General features: G+C 71.5%; 21 protein-coding genes. 10 read left to right on the plus strand and 11 right to left on the minus strand.

From position 1 onward, the window contains the following. The 6 genes from ACYSUO_RS16800 (at position 1) to ACYSUO_RS16825 (ending at position 5,269) form a co-directional block, all read left to right on the plus strand. The gene (locus ACYSUO_RS16800; protein ID WP_461776938.1) at positions 1 to 768 is read left to right on the plus strand and encodes an alpha/beta fold hydrolase; all 768 of its coding nucleotides are present in this window, start codon (positions 1 to 3) and stop codon (positions 766 to 768) included. Continuing rightward, positions 761 to 2,257, plus strand: a complete 1,497-nt coding sequence (locus ACYSUO_RS16805) for an aldehyde dehydrogenase (protein WP_461776939.1) — start codon at positions 761 to 763, stop codon at positions 2,255 to 2,257. Before ACYSUO_RS16800 ends, ACYSUO_RS16805 begins: the two co-directional genes overlap by 8 nt. An 8-nt stretch (positions 2,258 to 2,265) precedes the next feature. After that, on the plus strand, positions 2,266 to 2,517 hold the full coding sequence (locus ACYSUO_RS16810; RefSeq protein WP_461776940.1) for a tautomerase family protein: 252 nt from the start codon (positions 2,266 to 2,268) through the stop codon (positions 2,515 to 2,517). Then, a complete protein-coding gene (locus ACYSUO_RS16815; RefSeq protein ID WP_461776941.1) occupies positions 2,514 to 3,557 on the plus strand; it encodes an LLM class flavin-dependent oxidoreductase in 1,044 nt (347 codons plus the stop codon). Before ACYSUO_RS16810 ends, ACYSUO_RS16815 begins: the two co-directional genes overlap by 4 nt. A gap of 99 nt (positions 3,558 to 3,656) precedes the next feature. Next, positions 3,657 to 4,352 carry a GntR family transcriptional regulator gene (locus ACYSUO_RS16820; protein ID WP_461776942.1) on the plus strand — a complete coding sequence of 232 codons (696 nt, stop codon included), beginning with the start codon at positions 3,657 to 3,659 and terminating at the stop codon, positions 4,350 to 4,352. A 47-nt stretch (positions 4,353 to 4,399) separates the two neighbouring features. Next, on the plus strand, positions 4,400 to 5,269 hold the full coding sequence (locus ACYSUO_RS16825; RefSeq protein ID WP_461776943.1) for a GNAT family N-acetyltransferase: 870 nt from the start codon (positions 4,400 to 4,402) through the stop codon (positions 5,267 to 5,269). A 19-nt stretch (positions 5,270 to 5,288) separates the two neighbouring features. On the opposite strand, the gene ACYSUO_RS16830 is transcribed toward ACYSUO_RS16825, so the two are convergent. Together ACYSUO_RS16830 and ACYSUO_RS16835 are read right to left on the minus strand one after the other, a co-directional pair. Then, positions 5,289 to 5,792, minus strand: a complete 504-nt coding sequence (locus ACYSUO_RS16830) for a DinB family protein (RefSeq protein WP_461776944.1) — start codon at positions 5,790 to 5,792, stop codon at positions 5,289 to 5,291. 59 nt (positions 5,793 to 5,851) lie between these two features. After that, positions 5,852 to 6,256 carry a MerR family transcriptional regulator gene (locus ACYSUO_RS16835; protein WP_461776945.1) on the minus strand — a complete coding sequence of 135 codons (405 nt, stop codon included), beginning with the start codon at positions 6,254 to 6,256 and terminating at the stop codon, positions 5,852 to 5,854. 177 nt (positions 6,257 to 6,433) lie between these two features. Between ACYSUO_RS16835 and ACYSUO_RS16840 the strand changes: the two genes are divergently transcribed. Next, positions 6,434 to 7,951 carry a SulP family inorganic anion transporter gene (locus ACYSUO_RS16840; RefSeq protein ID WP_461776946.1) on the plus strand — a complete coding sequence of 506 codons (1,518 nt, stop codon included), beginning with the start codon at positions 6,434 to 6,436 and terminating at the stop codon, positions 7,949 to 7,951. Between the two features lie 53 nt (positions 7,952 to 8,004). After that, positions 8,005 to 8,478: a DUF3592 domain-containing protein gene (locus tag ACYSUO_RS16845; protein ID WP_461776947.1), complete on the plus strand. Its 474-nt coding sequence runs from the start codon at positions 8,005 to 8,007 to the stop codon at positions 8,476 to 8,478. 13 nt (positions 8,479 to 8,491) lie between these two features. Here the strand turns inward: ACYSUO_RS16845 and ACYSUO_RS16850 are convergent, their stop codons facing one another. Both ACYSUO_RS16850 and ACYSUO_RS16855 read right to left on the minus strand, forming a co-directional pair. Beyond that, positions 8,492 to 8,893 (minus strand): VOC family protein, encoded by a 402-nt coding sequence (locus ACYSUO_RS16850; protein WP_461776948.1) that lies wholly within the window; start codon positions 8,891 to 8,893, stop codon positions 8,492 to 8,494. Beyond that, positions 8,890 to 9,198 carry an ArsR/SmtB family transcription factor gene (locus ACYSUO_RS16855; protein WP_461776949.1) on the minus strand — a complete coding sequence of 103 codons (309 nt, stop codon included), beginning with the start codon at positions 9,196 to 9,198 and terminating at the stop codon, positions 8,890 to 8,892. Before ACYSUO_RS16855 ends, ACYSUO_RS16850 begins: the two co-directional genes overlap by 4 nt. 238 nt (positions 9,199 to 9,436) lie before the next feature. Between ACYSUO_RS16855 and ACYSUO_RS16860 the strand changes: the two genes are divergently transcribed. Continuing rightward, the gene (locus ACYSUO_RS16860) at positions 9,437 to 11,614 is read left to right on the plus strand and encodes a glycosyltransferase (protein WP_461776950.1); all 2,178 of its coding nucleotides are present in this window, start codon (positions 9,437 to 9,439) and stop codon (positions 11,612 to 11,614) included. A gap of 23 nt (positions 11,615 to 11,637) precedes the next feature. On the opposite strand, the gene ACYSUO_RS16865 is transcribed toward ACYSUO_RS16860, so the two are convergent. Further along, positions 11,638 to 12,846 (minus strand): MFS transporter, encoded by a 1,209-nt coding sequence (locus ACYSUO_RS16865; protein ID WP_461776951.1) that lies wholly within the window; start codon positions 12,844 to 12,846, stop codon positions 11,638 to 11,640. A gap of 54 nt (positions 12,847 to 12,900) precedes the next feature. Here ACYSUO_RS16865 and ACYSUO_RS16870 point away from each other — a divergent pair, with 54 nt between their 5' ends. Continuing rightward, complete coding sequence (locus ACYSUO_RS16870; RefSeq protein WP_461776952.1) at positions 12,901 to 13,791, plus strand: AraC family transcriptional regulator; 891 nt, start codon at positions 12,901 to 12,903, stop codon at positions 13,789 to 13,791. Here ACYSUO_RS16870 and mnhG read toward each other — a convergent pair. From mnhG to ACYSUO_RS16900, 6 genes are read right to left on the minus strand one after another with little or no spacing between them, the layout of a single operon-like run. Then, positions 13,731 to 14,078, minus strand: a complete 348-nt coding sequence (gene mnhG / locus ACYSUO_RS16875) for a monovalent cation/H(+) antiporter subunit G (protein WP_461776953.1) — start codon at positions 14,076 to 14,078, stop codon at positions 13,731 to 13,733. The genes ACYSUO_RS16870 and mnhG overlap by 61 nt on opposite strands. Next, positions 14,075 to 14,413, minus strand: coding sequence for a monovalent cation/H+ antiporter complex subunit F (locus ACYSUO_RS16880; protein WP_461776954.1), 339 nt, complete (start codon positions 14,411 to 14,413; stop codon positions 14,075 to 14,077). The genes mnhG and ACYSUO_RS16880 overlap by 4 nt, the downstream gene beginning before the upstream one ends. Continuing rightward, positions 14,410 to 15,036 carry a Na+/H+ antiporter subunit E gene (locus ACYSUO_RS16885; RefSeq protein WP_461776955.1) on the minus strand — a complete coding sequence of 209 codons (627 nt, stop codon included), beginning with the start codon at positions 15,034 to 15,036 and terminating at the stop codon, positions 14,410 to 14,412. The genes ACYSUO_RS16880 and ACYSUO_RS16885 overlap by 4 nt, the downstream gene beginning before the upstream one ends. Further along, entirely contained in the window at positions 15,033 to 16,628 is a 1,596-nt protein-coding gene (locus ACYSUO_RS16890; RefSeq protein WP_461776956.1) for a Na+/H+ antiporter subunit D, read from the minus strand. Before ACYSUO_RS16890 ends, ACYSUO_RS16885 begins: the two co-directional genes overlap by 4 nt. Further along, positions 16,625 to 17,218: a Na(+)/H(+) antiporter subunit C gene (locus ACYSUO_RS16895; protein ID WP_327668968.1), complete on the minus strand. Its 594-nt coding sequence runs from the start codon at positions 17,216 to 17,218 to the stop codon at positions 16,625 to 16,627. Before ACYSUO_RS16895 ends, ACYSUO_RS16890 begins: the two co-directional genes overlap by 4 nt. Next, complete coding sequence (locus tag ACYSUO_RS16900; RefSeq protein WP_461776957.1) at positions 17,215 to 20,109, minus strand: Na+/H+ antiporter subunit A; 2,895 nt, start codon at positions 20,107 to 20,109, stop codon at positions 17,215 to 17,217. The genes ACYSUO_RS16895 and ACYSUO_RS16900 overlap by 4 nt, the downstream gene beginning before the upstream one ends. Positions 20,110 to 20,149 lie beyond the last annotated feature (40 nt).

Genomic DNA, 20,149 nt, shown 5'->3' on the forward strand with positions numbered 1-20,149 from the left:
ATGGACAAGCCGCCCCTCGTACTCCTGCATGGCGTCGGCCTCGACCGCACCATGTGGGAGCCCGTCACCGCCCTGCTGGCCGACCGCTTCACCGTCATCGCTCTCGATCTGCCCGGACACGGCGCCCGCCCGCCCGTGCGCGGCGACGTGACCCTGACGGAGCTCGCCGACGGGGTCGCCGAGCACATCCCGGCAGGCTCGCACCTCGTCGGGTTCTCGCTCGGCGCGCTGGTAGCCCAGCAACTCGCTCTGCACCGGCCGGAGTTGACGCGCACGCTCACCTCGGTGAGCTCGGTCTGTCGCCGCACCCCCGACGAGCGGGCGGCCGTCCGGACCCGGCTGCGCAATGCCGAGAGCGACTTCGCGGCGAGCACCGCGGCGTCCATCGAGCGCTGGTACGCGGGCACCACCGTGCCGTCCGGCGTGGTGCGCCGCACCGAGGCGACATTGCGCGCGAATGATGTCGACTCCTTCCTGGGCTGCTACCGGGTGTTCGCGCACGCCGACGCCGAGCTCGGCCCGCGGCTCGGTGACATCACCGTGCCCTCCCTCGCCGTGACCGGGGAGAACGACCCCGGCTCCACGCCGGAGATGACACACCGCCTCGCCGCGGTGCTGCCCGCCTGCCGGGCCGTGATCGTGCCCGGAGCGCGACACATGCTGCCCGTCGAACGCCCTGAGGCGTTCGCCGAGGCCCTCACCACGTTCCTCACACAGAGCGCACAGCTCACCGACGAGAGCGCACCTGGAGACACCGCACATGTCTGAGCCCACGACGCTCACGACCTGGAAGCACTTCATCGGCGGCAGGTGGGTCGAGCCCGCCGCCGGCGAGTACTTCGACAGCACCGACCCGGCCACCGGCCGCACCCTCTACCGCGCCGCCCGTGGCACCGCCGCCGACATCGACAAGGCCGTCGCCGCCGCGCGCGCCGCCTTCGAAGACCCGGGCTGGCGCGACCTGAGCCAGACCAGGCGGGGCCACCTCCTGCGCCGCCTCGGCGAGCTGATCGCCGAGAACGCCGAGGAACTCGCCCTCATGGAGTCGCGGGACAACGGCAAGCTGCTGCGCGAGATGCGCGGCCAACTCGCCTCGCTGCCCGAGTACTTCCACTACTACGCGGGCCTCGCCGACAAGATCCACGGCGAGACGATCCCCACCTCCGACCGCGCCGTCCTCAACTACACGGCGCGCGAGCCCCTCGGCGTCGTGGGCGCGATCACCCCGTGGAACTCGCCGCTGACCCTGACCACCAGCAAGCTGGCCCCCGCCCTGTGCGCGGGCAACACGGTGGTCGTCAAGCCCTCCGAGTACACCTCGGCCAGCGGGCTGCGTCTCGCGGAGCTGGCCCTGGAGGCCGGCTTCCCGCCCGGCGTCGTCAACGTCGTCACCGGATACGGCGCCGAGGCCGGTGGGCCCCTCGTCGACCACGAGGGCCTCGCCAAGATCTCCTTCACCGGTTCCACGGCGACCGGATCGAAGATCGCCGCGTCGGCCGCGGGCCGCTTCATCGGCTCCACCCTCGAGCTCGGTGGCAAGTCGCCGCAGATCGTCTTCGAGGACGCCGACGTGGCGAACGCCGCGATGGGTGTCATCGCCGGTGTCTTCGCCGCGGCCGGGCAGACCTGCATCGCCGGCAGCCGCGTCTTCGCCCACCGCTCCGTCTACGACGAGCTCCTGGAGCGGGTCTGCGAGCGCGCCAAGTCCATCCGCATCGGCGACCCCCTCGACGAGGCCACCGAACTCGGCCCGCTCGCCTTCGAGGCGCAGCGCGACAAGGTCGCCGCGTACGTCGACCTCGGGCGCGAGGAGGGCGCCCGCGTGCTGACCGGCGGCGCGCCCACCGATGGCGGCACGGGCGGCTGCTTCTACGAGCCGACCGTCCTGGTCGACGTCGACAACAGCATGCGCGTGGTCCGCGAGGAGATCTTCGGCCCGGTCGTCGCGATCATGCCGTTCGACACCGAGGACGAGGTCGTGGGCCTCGCCAATGACACCGAGTACGGCCTCGCGGCCGGGATCTGGACCACCAACCTGTCCCGCGCCCACCGGGTGGCGGGCCGCCTCGACGCGGGCACGGTCTGGGTCAACACCTACCGGGCCATGTCCCCGATGTCACCGCGCCAGGGCTTCAAGGCCAGCGGCGTCGGCGTCGAGCACGGCACCGAGACCATCAAGGAGTACACCCGGCTCAAGAGCGTATGGATCAACACGAGCGAGGAGCCCGTGGCCGACCCGTTCACGATGCGGAGCTGAGGCCCGCCATGCCACAGATCACCGTCACGCTCGCCGAGGGCCGTACCCCCGAGCAGATCCGCACCCTGCAGCACGAGGTCCATGAGGCCGTGCTGCGCTCGATCGACACCCGGCCCGAGTACATCCGGGTCGTCGTCCACGAGGTGCCCGCGACGCACTGGTCCACCGCAGACACCACGATCGCCGAGATGCGGGCCACCGCCACCGCCACCGCTACCGAAGAAGAAGCCACCCCGACCGCAGCAAAGGAGCTGTCATGAGGTTTTCGCTGTTCGTGCACATGGAGCGCTGGGACGAGAGCACCACCCACCGCGAACTCTTCGAGAACCTCACCGAGCTGACGCAGATGGCCGAGGCCGGCGGATTCAGCACGGTGTGGGTCGGCGAGCACCACGCCATGGAGTACACGATCTCGCCCAGCCCGATGCCGATCCTGGCGCACTTGGCGGCGAAGACCGACACCATCCGGCTCGGCGCGGGCACCATCATCGCCCCGTTCTGGCACCCGGTCCGGGCCGCGGGGGAGACCGCGCTCCTCGACGTGATCAGCAACGGCCGGGCCGAGGTCGGGATCGCCCGCGGCGCGTACCAGATCGAGTTCGACCGCCTCGCCGACGGACTCAAGGCCTCCGACGGCGGCAAGCACCTGCGCGAACTCGTCCCCGCCGTACGGGCGTTGTGGCAGGGCGACTACGCGCACGACGGCGAGATCTGGCAGTTCCCGACGTCGACCAGCGTGCCCAAGCCCGTGCAGCAGCCCACCCCGCCGATGTGGGTCGCCGCCCGCGACCCCGCCTCGCACGACTTCGCCGTCTCCCAGGGCTGCAACGTCATGGTCACCCCGCTGATGAAGGGCGACGAGGAGGTCGCCGCCCTCAAGGAGAAGTTCGACACCGCCGTCACCAACCACCCCGAGGTGGAGCGCCCCGACATCATGGTGCTGCGCCACACCCATGTGCACGCCCCGGAGGACCCGGAGGGCTGGCGCCCGGCCGCCGAAGGAATCAACAAGTTCTACCGCACCTTCGACGCCTGGTTCGGCAACAAGAAGGCCCCGGTCAACGGCTTCCTGGAGCCCAGCCCCGAGGAGAAGTTCGCCGAGCGCCCCGAGTTCGCGCCCGAGGCCCTGCGCAAAACCGCGATGATCGGCACGCCCGCCGAGGTCATCGAGCGGCTGCGCGGCTACGAGGAGCTGGGCGTCGACGAGTACAGCTTCTGGATCGACAACACGCTCTCGCACGAGGAGAAGCGCGAGTCGCTGAAGCTGTTCATCAAGGAGGTCGTCCCGGCCTTCCAGTAGGTCACCCGCCCACACGGCATTGCCCGCCCTCTTGCATGGCAATTCCGGGATTCCCCGTCGATTGACGCCATGCGTCCCCGAAGACTAGGTTCTCGTGCCATGCAAGAGCCCAAGCACCTCGCACGCAGGCCGCTCCAGCAGACCAGCATGCAGGCGAAGGTCGCCGAAGAGCTGCGCCGGATGATCATCAGTGGGGAGCTGCCGCCGCGCTCCAGCCTCTCCGAGATGACGCTGTCGCAGACCTTCGGCGTCAGCCGCACCCCGATCCGTGAAGCCCTCAAGCAGCTCCAGATCGAGGGCCTGGTGGAGGTGCGCCCGCGGGTCGGCACGTTCGTCGCCGTGCCCTCGCGCCGCGAGATCACGGAACTCTTCCAGATGAAGGAGCTCCTCGAGGGCGCGGCGGCCCGCCTCCTCGCCTTCCGCGGCAACGTCCCCGAGGTGGAACGACTCGCCGCCAACATGAGCGCCGCCGACGACGCGGTGCGCGCCGGCGACTCGGAGCAGTACGAGAAGCTGGTGCACGACTTCCACGAGCTGATCATGGTCGGGGCCGACAACTCCAAGCTGGAGGCCCACTACCGCACCCTGATGAACCAGCTCGCCTACGCCCGCCTCGTCCGCACGTCCCTGTCCCAGCCCGGCCGCCTCACCGAGTCCGACCACGAGCACCACCGCGTCCTCGACCTCATCCGCGCCAAGGACGGCGACGGCGCGGAGCGCGTCATGCGCGAACACGTGCGGCGCAGCCACCAGGCGCTCATGGCGGGGATGGACGACGAGCGGTTCAAGGACTGAGGTAATTCAGGTGCGGACGTCGCGCCCCGTGGTGTGTCATCACCGGCATGGCCATCGAGTTGGTGACACCGGAAGTCGACGAGCTAGGTGACGTCGTCGACGTACTGCGCACATGGCAGCACGACGCCGCGCCCATGCAGTTGCACCCCGGCGACCTGGGCTGGTACTGGCGGACCGGCGCGGAGCGCACCGCGGCGGACGTCCGGACGTGGCGCCGCGGCGGGCGGGTCCTCGCCGTCGGCCTGCTGGACGGCCCCACCCTGCTGCGGCTGACCCTCGCGCCCGACGCCCACCAGGACCCGCAGCTGGCGCGGCAGTTGCTCGCCGACGCGGGGGAGCCGAAGCGCGGGGTCCTGCCCGAGGGGCCGGTCGACATCGAGGCTCCCCGGGGTGTCCTGCTGGATGACCTCTTGGCCGGTGCCGGCTGGCGCGCCGGCGAGGCGTGGACGCCGCTGCGGCGCGATCTCAGCGAGCCGGTCCGGCCCCCGGACGTGCGGATCGAGGTCGCGGGCCCGGATCGGGCGGACGAGTACGCCGCCGTGCACCGGGCGGCCTTCGACGGGTCGAGGTTCAGCGGAGCGGAGTGGCGCGCGATGGCGGCCGGGGCCCCGTACCCGGAGGCGCGGTGTCTGCTCGCGTACGACGACGGGGGCGCGGCGGTGGCGGCGGTGACCGTGTGGTCGGCGGGGCCGGGGCGGCCCGGGCTGCTCGAACCCATGGGGGTGCACCGGGACCACCGCGGCCGTGGTCACGGGGCGGCGATCTCCGTCGCCGCGGCGGCCGCGCTCCGCGCACTCGGCGCGTCGTGCGCCCTCGTGGGCACACCCAGCGCCAACACCGCGGCGGTGGCCACCTACAAGGCGGCCGGCTTCCAGGCGCTACCGGAGGTCAGGGACCGCTGCCGGGCGGCGCAGTGACTTCTGGTCGCCAACCGTGCTAGTCGCCGGTGGTGCCGTCCGCCATCTCCCGCAGGATGTCGATGTGCCCGTTGTGGCGCGAGGTCTCCTCGATGAGGTGCATCAGGATCCAGCCGAGGGTGACATGCGTGCCGTCCCTGACCGGGCGCTTCGCCGTCGCCAACAGGTCCGTGTCCGCGACCAGTTGACGGTAGCGGGCGCTCTGCTCCTCGTACTCGGCGACGAGTTGGGGGACGGGGGTCCCGGCTCCGAGCCGCATCTCGCGGTCCGGGTCCTCGTCCGTCCACGGGCCCGCGTCCTCCTCGCCGAGGAAGATCACCTGGAACCAGTGGTACTCGACCCACCGCAGGTGGTTGATCAGGCCGCCCAGGGTCATGAGGGGCGAGCCGGGCAGCGGCGCCGCGCCCCCGTGCTCGGGTGCGAGGTCGGCGCACTTGGCGACGGCTGTGGCGCGCGCGTAGTCGAGGAAGTGGGTGAGCATCGTCCGCTCGTCCCAGGACGGCGGCATGTCGGTGCGTGTCATGGCGTGATCCTGGCACGCACCGACAGGGCGCGGTACCGGTTATCGCCGCCGGCGCCGGGTCACGCCGCCCCGGCCCCGCCCAGACGCTCCCGCAGCGTGCCCGCGAACTCCTCCGCGCGGCCCAGCTGTTTGCGCAGATCCGCGACGCGGTCGGCCGCCGCCTGCTCGAAGTGGCGGACACGGTCCAGGAGTTGCTCGCGCTCGTCGCCCTCGGGCGGCGGCGTCGCGTCGAGGCGGTCCGTGGCGTCCAGGAGGTCCCGCATCTGGTCGAGGGTGAAGCCGAGCGGCTTCATGCGGCGGATCACCATCAGGCGGGCCACGTCGTGCTCGGTGTAGAGGCGGAAGCCCCCCTGCGAGCGGGCGGACGGGATGACGAGGCCCGTCTCCTCGTAGTGCCGGATGGTGCGCAACGACAGCTCGGTCCGCGTGGCGACCTCGCCGATCTGCATGTGCTCGCTGCTCACGCGGCGCCTTTCTCCGTGTCTGCGTGGTGTCACCGGGGCCACACTCGGCGACGCCGATCCCTACCCTAACGTTAGGGTAGAGTTGTCGGATGTCAGGGTTGGCCGCACGCCGCCCGTTCTCCCGCTCGCACAGGCCGCGTGACGCCGGTGTGCCCGACCACGACAGGTTACTTTCTCTTGTCCCCCTCTCCCGCCCCTTCCGCTCCGTCACCGGCCGCCCGGCTGCGCCGCCTGCGCCCCGACTGGTGGTCCGACCCGAAGGTGTGGCGCACCGAGATCCTGGGCGGGCTCGTGGTGGGGCTCGCGCTGATCCCCGAGGCGATCTCGTTCTCGGTCATCGCGGGCGTCGATCCGCAGATCGGTCTCTTCGCCGCGTTCACGATGGCCGTGACCATCTCCATCGTCGGCGGGCGGCGCGCCATGATCTCGGCGGCCACCGGCGCCGTCGCGCTGGTCATCGCGCCGCTCAACCGGGAGCACGGATTCGGATATCTGGTCGCCGCGGTGATCCTGGCCGGTGTCTTCCAGATCGTCCTCGGCGCGCTCGGCGTGGCCAAGCTGATGCGGTTCGTGCCGCGCAGCGTGATGGTCGGCTTCGTCAACGCGCTCGCCATCATGATCTTCATGGCCCAGGTGCCCGAGATGACGGACGTGCCGTGGGCCGTCTACCCGCTGATCGTCGCCGGGCTCGCGCTGATGGTGTTCTTCCCGAAGGTCACCAAGGCGGTCCCGGCCCCGCTCGTCTCCATCGTCATCCTGACCGTCATCACCGTCGCCGCCGGGATCGCGGTGCCGACCGTGGGGGACAAGGGCGCGCTGCCGTCCTCGCTGCCGGTGCCGGGCCTGCCGGACGTGCCGTTCACCCTGGAGACGCTGAAGATCATCGCTCCGTACGCGCTCGCCATGGCGCTCGTCGGGCTCATGGAGTCCCTGATGACGGCGAAGCTGGTCGACGAGATCACCGACAGCCGCTCGTCCAAGACCCGCGAGTCGATCGGGCAGGGCATCGCCAACATCGTCACCGGTTTCTTCGGCGGCATGGGCGGCTGCGCCATGATCGGGCAGACGATGATCAACGTAAAGGTGTCCGGTGCCAGGACCCGCCTGTCCACGTTCCTCGCGGGCGTGTTCCTGATGGTGCTGTGCGTGGTCTTCGGGCCCGTCGTCTCCGAGATCCCGATGGGCGCCCTGGTCGCCGTCATGGTGATGGTGTGCTTCGCGACGTTCGACTGGCACTCCATCGCCCCGAAGACGCTGAAGCGGATGCCGGCCGGCGAAATCGTCGTGATGGTGCTGACCGTCGTGGTCGTGGTCGCCACCAGCAACCTCGCGATCGGTGTCGTCGTCGGCTCGATCACCGCGATGGTCATCTTCGCCCGGCGCGTCGCCCACGTCGCGAACGTCACCTCGGTCACCGACCCCGACGGCGGCCAGGTCGTCTACTCGGTCACCGGTGAGCTCTTCTTCGCCTCCTCCAACGACCTGGTGACCCGGTTCGACTACGCGGGCGATCCCGAGAAGGTCGTCATCGACCTCTCCGCGACGCATGTCTGGGACGCCTCGTCGGTCGCCGCGCTCGACGCGATCGAGACCAAGTACGCGGAGCGCGGCAAGAGCGTCGAGATCGTCGGCTTCAACCCGGACAGCGCGGCCCTGCACGGAAAGCTGAGCGGCGAACTCACCGGCAGCAACTGACACCTTCCTTCTGCGATAGCGTCCCTCCTCTTCGAACGAGTGAGGGGCGCGGCGTGCAGGTTCAGGTGCAGGGGCGGGCGGTACGTCGGTGGGTCGTGCTGGGGTTGTCGGCGTTCGGCGCGATCTTCCTGGTGGTCGGGCTGATCCTGGCGTGGTCCTCCATCTCGCTGCTGCGGGAGGCGGACCGTACGACGGGCCGGGTCGTGGCCTTGCAGTGGCGCGACGCCGACATCGGCACGTCCCGCAAGTCGCGGGACCGGGACGAACCCTCCGCGTACCCCGTCGTCGAGTTCGCGGCCGCGGACGGCACCCCGTACACCTTCCGCAGCTCGACGGGGTCCAACCCGCCCTCGTACGAGGAGGGGGAGCGCGTCGAGGTGCTGTACCGGGCCGATGACCCCGAGGGCGCGCAGATCAACGGGTTCCTGTCGCTGTGGCTGCTGCCGCTCATCTTCGGCGGGATCGGGCTGATCGCCGCTGCCGTCGCCACGGGGATCGCGGTCTTCGGACGGCAGCGGCGCTCGTAACCGGAACTCGGCTCTACTGGGGGTCCGCCGGCTCCGTCGCGATCTGGATGAGGTTGCCACAGGTGTCGTCGAGCACGGCGGTCGTGACCGGGCCCATCTCCAGCGGCTCCTGGGTGAAGTGCACGCCGAGCGCCGTCAGCCGCTCGTACTCGGCCTGCACGTCGTCGACGGCGAACTGGGCGAGCGGGATACCGTCCGCGATGAGCGCGTCGCGGTAGGGCTTCACGGCCGGGTGGCCCGCCGGCTCCAGGAGGAGCTCGGTGCCGCCGGGCTCCTCGCTCGACACGACGGTCAGCCAGCGGTCGGTCTCGCCCACGGGCACGTCGTGCTTCTTCTGGAAGCCGAGGATCTCGGTGTAGAAGTGCTCGGCCTTGGCCTGGTCGTCGACGAAGATGCTCGTCAAGTGGATCTTCATGGGGTGCTCTCTTCCGGGTCCTGTGCGGGGGCTGCTGGCTTGAGCCACCGCTCCGCTATCTGGAGCAGCGGGGCGGTGTTCAGGTCGTGGAACTTGTAGCGGCCCTCCCGCCGTGTCTCGACGAGCCCGGCCGTTTCCAGCACGGCGAGATGCTGGGAGACGGCCTGCCTCGACAGGCTCAGCCGGTGCTTCATGGCCAGCCGTGAGCAGATCTCGAACAGTGTCTGCCCCGACTTCTCCGTCAGCTCGTCGAGGATCGTGCGGCGGGTGGGGTCGGCCAAGGCTCTGAACAGGTCATCGGCCACGACGCCAGCATAGGCAAGTGTTCGCTTGCCTATCAACCGGGAGAGCGGGCGCGTGCCGGGCGGACGACCCGTCAGGCCCGGTTGCCCACATGGCGGACGCCCAACTGCCCGCCACCAGCCAAAACTTGGCGCGCGACACTACGCGCGAAGTCGCATTTGTCCGGGTCTGGGCATTTAATTTGACGGGAGACGTCAACCCACGCGTCAGTCCCAGCACCACAGAACGGGCGTCCCACGGATGAAAATCAGCTTTCTGATCTTCAATGCCTACGGCATCGGCGGCACCATCCGCTCCACGATGAACCTCGCGGGCGCGCTCGCCGAGGCGGGCCACGAAGTAGAGATCGCATCGGTCGTACGAAGCAGGGAACACCCCGCACTGAAACCGGCACCCGGAGTGCGGATCCTGCCGCTCGTCGACGCGCGGCGCGGCTCCGCGGCCTTCGACCCGGAACACGATCCGGCGGCCTCTCCCTCGCGGCTCTACCTCCGCGCCGACGGCCCCTACGCCCACGCCAGCACCCTCACCGACAGACGCATCGTCGAGTGGCTGACCAGCACCGACGCCGACGTCGTCGTGGGGACACGGCCGGGCCTCAACGTGCTGCTCGCCGAGTACGGCCCCCGCCACGCGCTGCGCATCGGGCAGGAACATCTGACGCACACCATGCACAAGCCGGCCATCCAGTCGGCCCAGGACAAGGCGATCGCCGACCTCGACGCCTTCACCACCGTCTCGTACGCCGACGCCGAGTGCTACCGCGACGCCCTGCCCGGAGTCGACACCGAGATCCGCTGCATCCCCAACGGCGTCCCCGTCCCGGACGTCGCCGCGTCGACCGGACGCAACAAAGTGGTCGTGGCGGCGGGCCGCCTCATCCCCGTGAAGAACTACTCCCTGCTCATCGAGGCCTTCGGGCACGTCGTGGCCGAGCGCCCCGACTGGTCGCTGCGGCTCTACGGCCGGGGCCGCCTCGCGGGGCGGCTGCGCGAGCAGGTCATGGCGGCGGGGCTGCACCATCACGTGCGGCTCATGGGCGCCGTCGCACCCATCGAGCCGGAGTGGTCGAAGGGGTCCATCGCGGCGGTCTCGTCGAACGCCGAGTCCTTCGGCATGACCCTCGTCGAGGCGATGCACGCGGGCCTGCCCGTGGTCGCCACCGACTGCCCGTACGGGCCCGGCGAGATCATCGACGACGGCCGCGACGGATACCTGGTGCAGCCCGGCGACCCGAAGGCGCTCGCCGCCGCGCTGCTCGACCTGATCGAGAACGACGAGCGGCGCCACGCGATGGCCGAGGCGGCGCGGGCGAAGGCGCTGACCTTCACTCCGCAGACAGCGGCCGAACGGTTCCTCGCCCTGGTGGCGGAGCTGGGCGGCCCCCGAGGGCTCGACCCGGCGTCGACACCGGGCCGCGTGCGTCGACCCGTACGCAGCGTGGTGCGCGAGCGCGTCGGCACCGTCGCACGCCCCGTCCTGCGCGCGTCTCTGCGTAACCCCGTCCTCGCACCTGCCGTCCGCGCCCTGATGCCCGGGCGTGCCAAGCGCCTCACCCGCGTCCCCGGCTTCCACCCCGCGGCCCGGACGAGGGCCACGACCGACGGTGACATCGTCGTGGACATCACCGGAGTGCACACACCAGGGGCCGCACTGCTCCTGCGGCGGGGCGACGACACGCTGCGCCTCCCGCTCCGCCCGGAGTCGGAATCCCTGCGCGCCCGCATCGGCCGGGACCACGCGCTGGGCGAGGGGGAGTGGAGCGTCTACGTGGAGCGCACGGATGACGGCGTACGTCGCCGGGCCCACTCCCTGACGGTGGAGACCGCGGAACTGGTGGGCCGCACACCGGAGTTGATCGGGGACCGGGTGACCTCCCGCATCCCCCGCACCACGGGCACGGGACACCTCTCCGTACGGACCTGGGCCCGCCCCGCACACCTCGAGATCGGCACCGTGGACACGGGCGGGTCCGCCCTCATCGTGGAGGGCCGGATCGTCGGGCGGCCGCTGGGCGACGACACCGTGGTGGTGGCGTCGCGGCGCGGCGAGGACACCGCCTTCGAGTCGGCGGAGGTCGTCGTCTCCGGCGACCACGTGTGGTTCTCGGTGCCGTACACCGACTTCGCCGAGCGGTGCCGGGGCGCCGGCGAGGGCCGCGAGCTCTGGGACCTGCACCTGGTCGATCGCGGCGCCCGGATCCCGGTCGGCCGGATCGGCGGGGACGTGGTCGAGCGCAAGGGGACCGACCCGGTGCCCCCGGCCTTCCACGAGGGCGCCGGGGGCCAACAGGTGCGGATCGGCCCCTACTTCACCGCGAACAACAACCTGGCGGTGACGGTCCGCGAGGTGACCCCGTCCTCGCAGCCGGGGCGCGACGCGCAGGCGACGGACGTCCGGATGAGCGGGGTCGGATAGCGCTGACGCCCACCAACTGGGCGTCAGCGCAGGCCATAACGCCGGGCGGCGCGCTCCACGACGTCCGGCTTGACCTCGCCGCGCGCCGCCGTCCCCGTCCCCGTCGCCTCCGGCAGCGTCCGGAACAGCAGCCAGCTCAGCAGCGGCATGAGGATGAGCGGGGTCAGGGCGGTGCGCAGTGACGTATGGTCGGCGACGGTGCCGATGAGGGGGCTCGCCAGGCCGCCGATGCTCACCGTGAGACCGAGAGTGATGCCGCTCGCCGTGCCGACACGCGAGGGCAAGTAGTCCTGCCCGAGCGTGACTTGCAGCGAGAACGGCACGTACAGGCCGGCCGAGGTGAGCGCGAGGAAGCCGTAGAGCGGTGGGCCCGGCACCCACACCACGCCCGCCACCGACGCGGCCGTCAACAGGTACGACCAGCGCGAGACGGTGACCCGGTCCCAGCGGCCCGCCAGCGCCCCGCCCAGGACACTGCCGACCGCGCCGCCCACGTAGAGCACGAACAGGGCCGCGGTGCCCGCCGCCTTGCTGCCGCCCATGCGCTGGGTCGCGTACAGGGAGACGAAGGTGCTCAGGCCGGTGAACACGATGGAGCGGCACACCACCGCGAACGACAGCCGGACGAACGCCGGAACGTCGTCCCTGGCGGGCGTCGAGGTGGTGGCGGACGATGTGTCCTCGCGCCGTCCCAGTGCGCGCAGCACCGGCAGGCAGATCGCGGCGCCGGCCGCCGCGGGCAGCGCAAGGAGGGGAGTGAACCGCAGCCCGCCCGTGGCCACCGCGGCGGCGACCAGGAGCGGGGCCAGCGCGAAACCGACGTTGCCGCCGAGCGAGAACCAGGCCATCGCGCTGTGGCTGCCGCGGCTCGCGAGCCGGGCCACCCGCGCCGACTCCGGGTGGTAGGCGGCCACCCCGATCCCGGACACCGCCACGACGGCGAGGGTCACCGCGTACGAATCGCTCACCCCGCTCAGCGCGATGCCCACGCCCGCGAGGAGCGTGCTGAGCGGCAGCAGCCAGGGCATCGCCCGGCGGTCGGTGAGCAGGCCGAAGACCGGCTGCGCGACCGACGAAAGGAGCGACGCGGCGAGCACGATGCCGGACACGGCGGCGTAGCTGTAGGCGCGTTCGGCGACGAAGTACGGGACGAGCGAGGCGACGGCGCCCTGGTAGACGTCCACGCACGCGTGCCCGACGGAGAGCAGCGGGATGGAGGAGTTCTTTCGCACCCGGTCATCGTCGCGAGCGGGCGTGCTGTCCCGCTTCCGATAACCTGCCAGACAATGTCGAAGAACCGCCACGCCGCGCGAGACACTTCACGCCACACCCCACGGCGCACCGTCCGACACACCCCGGTGGCCCCCACCCGCACCAGGTACCTGGCGCACGGCGCCGAGATCGACGCCCACCGGCACGACGACCACCAGATCGCCTACGCGGGCCGGGGCGTCGTCGCCGTCACCACCGACGCCGGGTCCTGGGTCGCCCCGGGCACGCGCGCGCTATGGGTGCCCGCCGACACCGTGCACGCCCACCAGGCCCACGGCGACGTCGAACTGCACTTCGTGGGGCTGCCCGCGACGGAGAACCCGCTCGGCCTCGACACCCCTGCCGTGCTCGCCGTCGGCCCGCTGCTGCGCGAGCTGATCATCGAGTACGCGCGCACCGGGTCCCCGGACACCACGGACGTCGGAAGTCCCGAACGGGCGCGCCTGCGTGCGGTGTTGCTCGATCAGCTGAAGCTGTCACCGCAGCAGCCGCTGCACCTGCCGATGCCGTCCGCACCCCTGCTGCGCGCCGTGTGCGATCTCCTGCACGCGGATCCGGCCGACCGCCGCACCCTGGCGGAACTGGGCCGGGAGGTCGGGGCGAGCGACCGCACGCTGTCCCGGCTCTTCCGCGGCGACCTCGGCATGACGTTCCCGCAGTGGCGCACCCAACTGCGCCTGCACCACGCGCTGATCCTGCTCGCCGACCACACACCGGTGACGACCGTGGCGAACCTGTGCGGCTGGTCGTCGACGAGCGCGTTCATCGACGTGTTCCGGCGCGCGTTCGGGCACACACCGGGCAGCCACCCGGGTCAGGACCAGGACCGGTCCCGCGGTCAGGATCAGGACCGGTCCCGCGCCGAAGCCAGCTCGTCCCGGAGCAGCGCCACCTCGCCGACCTGACCCGTCCGATACGCGGCCCGCGCCACCAGATGGGCCGCGACCGCGCTGGTCAGGAGCTGGAAGAAGGCGACGAGCGCGAGCGTGCCCAGGTCGACGCCCGAGCGCAGGCGCAGCGCGACACCCGCCACGAGCAGCAGCATGCCGAGCGTCTGCGGATTGGTCGCGGCGTGGCTGCGGGTCAGTACGTCCGGCAGCCGCAGCATGCCGATGACACCGGTCAGACAGACCGCCGCCCCGGCGAACAGCAGGACGGAGCCGGCGAGATCGGTGACGTCGTGCCAGTTCACGGGCGCTCCTTGGGGCCTTGGACCTTCTTGAGGGAGACGGCGCCGGGCCGCGTCCGTACCCCCGGCCGGTCGCGCGCGGCGATGAAGCGGGCGATGGCCACCGAACTGGTGAAGCCGAGGAAGGCGGTGACCAGCATGATCGACAGGTAGTAACTGGTGCGTGTGATCGCGGCGTTGACCCCGATCCCGGCGATGATGAGCACCGCCGCGATGTCGACGGACACGGCCCGGTCCAGCATCGACGGGCCGCGCCAGATCCGCACCAGGAGCAGCGCGCCGGCCAGGACGATCAGCACCAGCGCGCCGTTGAGCAGGATGTCGTTGGCCAGCTTCATGCGTCGGGCGTCCTTCCGTCGGGAGCGTCGGGTGCAGTGGGCGCGTCCGAGGCGTCAGGAGCGTCGGGTGCTTCCGGCGGCGTGGAATTCTTGAGCCGGCCGATCTCCTCGCGCGTACCGAAGGCCCGTACGACGAGGGTCTCCAGGCGTCGCACGTCGTCGCGGGCCCGGTCCACCGCCCGCGGGTCGTCGGCGTGCACGACGTGCAGGAACAGGGTGGCGGTGGAGCCGTTGACCTCGACGAGCGCGCCGCCGGGGACGCTGGAGACGGCGACGGCGGTCGCCGCGATCATCAGGTCGGTGCGGCACCGCAGCGGGACCGCGATCACGGCCGCGGGCCCCGGTTTGCCGCGCAGCGTCTGCCAGGTCACGGTGACCGTGGACGACGTCATGTCGTACAGGAGGTAGCCGGCGAGCCGGACGATGCCGATCGGGCGCAGGCGCAGGTCGAGTTCGACGGCGGGCAGCGGGAAGACCAGGCACAACAGGACCGCGACGACCACGCCGCTGATGACGTTGCCCCAGCTGAGGCCGGTCCACAGCAGCGTCCAGATCACCGTGAGCCAGGCGATCAGCGGCAGGTCGATGCGGCGCCAACGGCCCCTGGGACTTGAGGAGTTCACTGGTTGAGCACCGCCTCCACGTAGGGCGTGCGGGAGAGGAGTTCGGCGGCCGAGCGGTCGGCGAGGCCGGTCAGCGGGGTGGCCAGCAGGGTGTAGGAGAGGCCGAGGACGACCGCGGCGGCCGTCGCCGCGGTCATGACGCGGGGCACGCGCATCGTGGTGCGTACGCACACGGAGGTCGCCGCCGAGATGCCGCCGCCCCCGCTCTCCTCCGGCTCCGAGTCGGAATCGTCGCTCTCCTCCAACACGTCGTCCTCGGAGGGTGGTTGGGCGGGGGCGGCTCGCCAGAACACCAGGTTCCACACCTTCGCCATCACGTAGAGGGTCAGCAGGCTGGTCACGGCCGCGGCGGCGAGCAGTGTGTACGACCACGCGCCGCCGGCCGCCGCACCCGCCCGCATCAGGCCCAGCTTGCCGAGGAACCCGGACAGGGGCGGGATCCCGGCGAGGTTCATGGCGGGCACGAACCAGAGCGCGGCGAGCAGCGGGGCCGAGCGCAGCGTGCCGCCGAGTCGTGTCAACTCCGTTGTCCCGTACCGCTTTTCGAGCAGTCCCGCGGCCAGGAACAGCGTCGTCTGTACGGTGATGTGGTGCGCCGTGTAGACGATGGCGCCGCCGATGCCGCCCCGACTGCCGAGCGCGAGCCCGTACAGCATGAAGCCGATGTGGCTGACGAGCGTGAAGGACAGCAGGCGCTTGAGGTCGGTCTGGGCCACCGCGCCGAGGATGCCGATGATCATCGAGGCGAACGCCACCGCCATCAGCACACCGGAGAGCCGGTTGCCCGGGAAGAAGAGGGTGTCGGCGCGGATCATCGAGTACACACCGACCTTGGTGAGCAGCCCGGCGAACACCGCCGTCACCGGCGCGGGCGCCGTCGGGTACGAGTCGGGCAGCCAGGCCGCGACGGGGAACGCCGCCGCCTTCACCCCGAACACCGTGAGCAGCAGTACCTCCGCCAACGTGCGTACGCCCAGCGGTAGTTCGGGCATGCGCTGGGCGAGCTGCGCGAAGTTCACGGTGCCCGCCGCCGCGTAGGTCACGGCGATCCCGCACAGGAACACCAGGGACGAGACGAGGGAGACGACGACATACGTCGACCCGGCGCGCACCCGTGGCTCCGTGGCGCCCACCGTGAGCAGCACGAAGCTGGCCATCAGCATGATCTCGAAGCCGACGTAGAGGTTCACGAGGTCGCCCGCGAGGAAGGTGAGCGACACCCCGGCGACCAGGACCAGATACGCGGGGTGGAAGACGGCGATCGGTGCCCGCTCCTCGCGGTCGGCCATGCCCTGGCTCATCGCGTAGATGAGGACGATGAAGGTGACGGCGCCGGACACCAGGAGCATCAGCGCGGCGAGCCGGTCGGCGACCAGTGTCACTCCGAGCGGCGGCCCGAAGTCGCCGAGGTGGACCACGAGCGGGCCCGTGCGGTCGGCCTCGACGAGCAGGATGACATCGACCGCGACGACCGCCGCGAGCACCCCGACGGTGATCAGCCGGTGCAGCCAGCGCAGCCGCGGCCCGATGAACAGGGTCAGCCCGCACACCACGAGGGGCAGTACGACGGGCAGCGGGACGAGGGAGTTCACCGGGTCTCCTCCGGGCGGGTCTCGGGGGGCTCGGCCGGGTCGGCGGCGGACGACTCGGGCGGGTCCGCGCCGAGGACGTCGTCCCACAGGTCGCCGTCCGCGTCCCGGGCGCGGGCCTGGTAGGCCCGCTCCGCGCGCAGCCGGCGGCGCTGGTCGCGCCGCTCCTCGCGCCAGGCGCTGGGGCCGTCCTCGCGGTGCAGCTCGCGCAGTTCGGCCCGCTCGGCGGAGATCTCCGCGCGCAGCACCACCCGCCGGTCGGCGACGTCGTCCGGCACGAAGTCCGAACCGGTCAACTGGCTGCTGCGGTACGCCATCGCGAGCACGAACGCCGTGGTGGCGAGCGTGATCACGACGGCGGTGAGGATGATGGCCTGCGGCAGCGGATCGGTCACCTTGGCCGCCTCGACGCCCGGGTACAGCAGCGGCGGGAAGCCCGCCGCCCCCGTCGAGGCGAGGACGAAGAGATTCACGCCGTTGCCGCACACGATGATGCCGACGAGGACCCGGGTGAGGCTGCGCGTGTGGATGAGGATCCCGCCTGCGCTGGTCAGCACGACCGCGCAGACCAGCAGGGTGAGACTGACGGTCACGAGTTCTGGGCCTCCCCGGCGAGCGCGAGACTCGCCCTGTACTCGGTCTGCTGGTCGATCTTCGAGCCGAGCGCCCGCACGACGTCCAGGACCACCCCGAGGACCAGCAGGTACACCCCGAGGTCGAAGATGACGGCGGTGCTCGCGTGCCAGTCGCCGATCAGCGGCAGGTGACCGTGCCAGGTCCAGCCGTGCAGCACCGTGCCGTCGGCGAGCCCGACGAGCGCGACCGACGTCGACAGGGTCAGGCCGAGCCCGGTGAAGAAGCCCGGGTGAACCGGCGCCGCCACCGCCAACTCGTGCCGCCCGCCCGCCAGATAACGGATCGTCAGGGCGACGCCGGCGACGAGACCGCCGACGAAGCCGCCGCCCGGCAGGTTCTCCGCGCACAGCAGCAGGTACACCGACAGCATCAGGATCGGGTGGAAGACGAGCCGGGCGACCACCTCGAAGACGACCGAGCGGTGCTCGGGCGCGAGGGTGTCACCGGCGACCAGCCAGCTGCGTTCGGGCGCGCCCTGCTGGTACTTGGCGGGCACCTTGAGCCGGGAGTTCGCGAGCGACCACGCGGTCACCCCGCCCGGGAGCCGGGGCGCCGGCGCGGTCGCCCGGCCCTGGCGGCGGTGCACGTACAGCAGGCTCGTCACACCGAGGACGGCGACGGCGAGGACGGCCGACTCGCCCATGGTGTCCCAGGCCCGGAAGTCCACGAGGATCGTCGCGACGACATCCTTGAGGCCGTGGTGCGCGGTCTCCTCGATGTGCGCGGCCCCCGCGGGTTCCGCCGTGCGCGCGCCCGTCGCCAGCCACACCGCGCACGCCACCGCCACGCTGCTGCCGAGCGCGAGCAGCATGCTCACCCCCCAACGCCAGGTCCGCTGCGTGTCACCGAAGAACACCGGGAGGCGCCGCAGGACGAGGACGAGCACCACCGTCGACACCGTCTCCACGCCGAACTGGGTGAGCGCCAGGTCGGGCGCGCCCTGCACGACGTACAGGAGCGCCGTGCCGTACCCGGTCAGGCCCGCGAGCACCGCGGCCTTCATGCGCCGCTGCACCACCAGGCACATCAGCGCGCACGCACACGTCAGCGCGCCGACGCCCGCCTGCATCGGGTGGTCCCACAGGCGGGGCGCGGGGGTGGCGCCCCAGGGTCGGTCGGTGGCGAGGACCGCGACAAGTCCGACGAACATGACGCCCAGGACCGTCGCCACGTACGAGGGCAGCGAGCCCTTCTGCACCGCGCCCGTGATCTGGAGCGAGGACCGTTCGAGGCCGAGCACGGTCCGGCCGAACACCTCGTCCGCCTTCGGCCAGGCGAACCGCCGCCCGAGCCGCACCACCGGCTCCCGCGCGAGGAACAGCGCCGCGCCGCCCGCCCATGCGAGCACGGACAGGCCGAGCGCCGTGCCGAATCCGTGCCACAGCGCCAGGTGGTAGGGGTGCGCGGGGGTCGGGTACTGCTGCGCGTACTGCTCGAAGAGGTGTGCCGTCCAGCCGATGCCCGGGCCGAGCAGCAGACCGGCGAGGGCAAGCACTGCGGGCGGCGCGAGGAAGGCGGCGCCGACGCGGTGCACGGGCGTGTCGGCGACCCCGGGCTTGCGCGCGAACGCGCCCCACAGGAAGCGCAGGGTGTACGCGGTGGTGAGCGCGGAGCCGACGACGACGCACGCGAGCACCCAGCGCTCGCCCACCGTGCCGTGCAGCAGCGCGTCGAACGCCGCCTCCTTCGCGGCGAACCCGAGCAGCGGCGGAAGCGCCGCCATCGACGCGCCCGCAAGGACGGCGACCGTACACACCCAGGGAAGTCTTCGTCCCACCCCCGACAGGCGGCGCAGATCGCGGGTGCCGCTCGCGTGGTCGACGATGCCCGTTACCAGGAACAGCGGCGCCTTGAACAGCGCGTGGCCGAGGAGCATCGCGATGGCCGCGAGGGCTGCGTTGTACGTGCCGGCGCCCGCGAGCACCACCAGAAAGCCGAGCTGGCTGACGGTCCCGTAGGCGAGCACCAGCTTGAGGTCGTTGAGCCGCAGCGCACGCCACCCGCCGAGCAGCATCGTCACCGCGCCCAAGGTCAGCAGCACGGAACGCCACGGCGTGACATGGGCGAAGGCGGGAGCGAACCGCGCCACCAGGTACACGCCCGCCTTCACCATCGCCGCGGCGTGCAGATAGGCGCTGACCGGAGTGGGCGCGGCCATCGCGTTCGGCAGCCACATGCTCAGCGGCCAGATCGCCGACTTAGCGAGCGCCCCGCACAGGATCAGGACGAGCGCGGCCGAGAGGGTGCCACTCGCGGCGGGCGGCGACTCCAGGATGTGCGAGATCCGGTACGTGCCCGCCAGGTGACCGAGCATCAGGAAGCCGACGAACATCGCGAGCCCGCCGACCGAGGTCACCGTCAGGGCCTGGAGCGCGCAGCGGCGGCTGGCGCGCTTCTCGCTGTCGTAGCCGATGAGCAGGAAGGACAGGACGGTGGTGAGTTCCCAGAACAGGTAGAGCGTCATCAGGTCGTCGGCCAGGACGAGCCCGAGCATCGCCCCCGCGAACGCGAGGAGGTTGCCGCCGAACGAGCCCAACTGCCGGGCGCCACCGTCGAAGTAGCGCACGCAGTACAGCAGCACGAGCGCCCCGATGCCGGCGGCGAGCAGCACCATGACGAGGGACAGCGCGTCGAGCCGGAACGCGATCTCGACGTCGTAGTCCCTGATCCACCACCAGGCCTCTTCGCTCGCCCCGCCGCCGCTCACCTCACCCCAGCGGGACAGCGCCCAGCCGAGGGCGGCGGCGGGCGGCAGCGCGAGCGCCACGAACCCGCGTGGCCCCACCCGGCGGATCAGCGGGGCAGCGCAGAGCGCGACGACGAAGTGTGCGAGGACCAGTGCGGTCATACACGATACATATCGGGTAAAAAGGGGTGCTGTGGGTGGG

It is taken from the genome of Streptomyces sp. UC4497 (genome assembly GCF_054871485.1).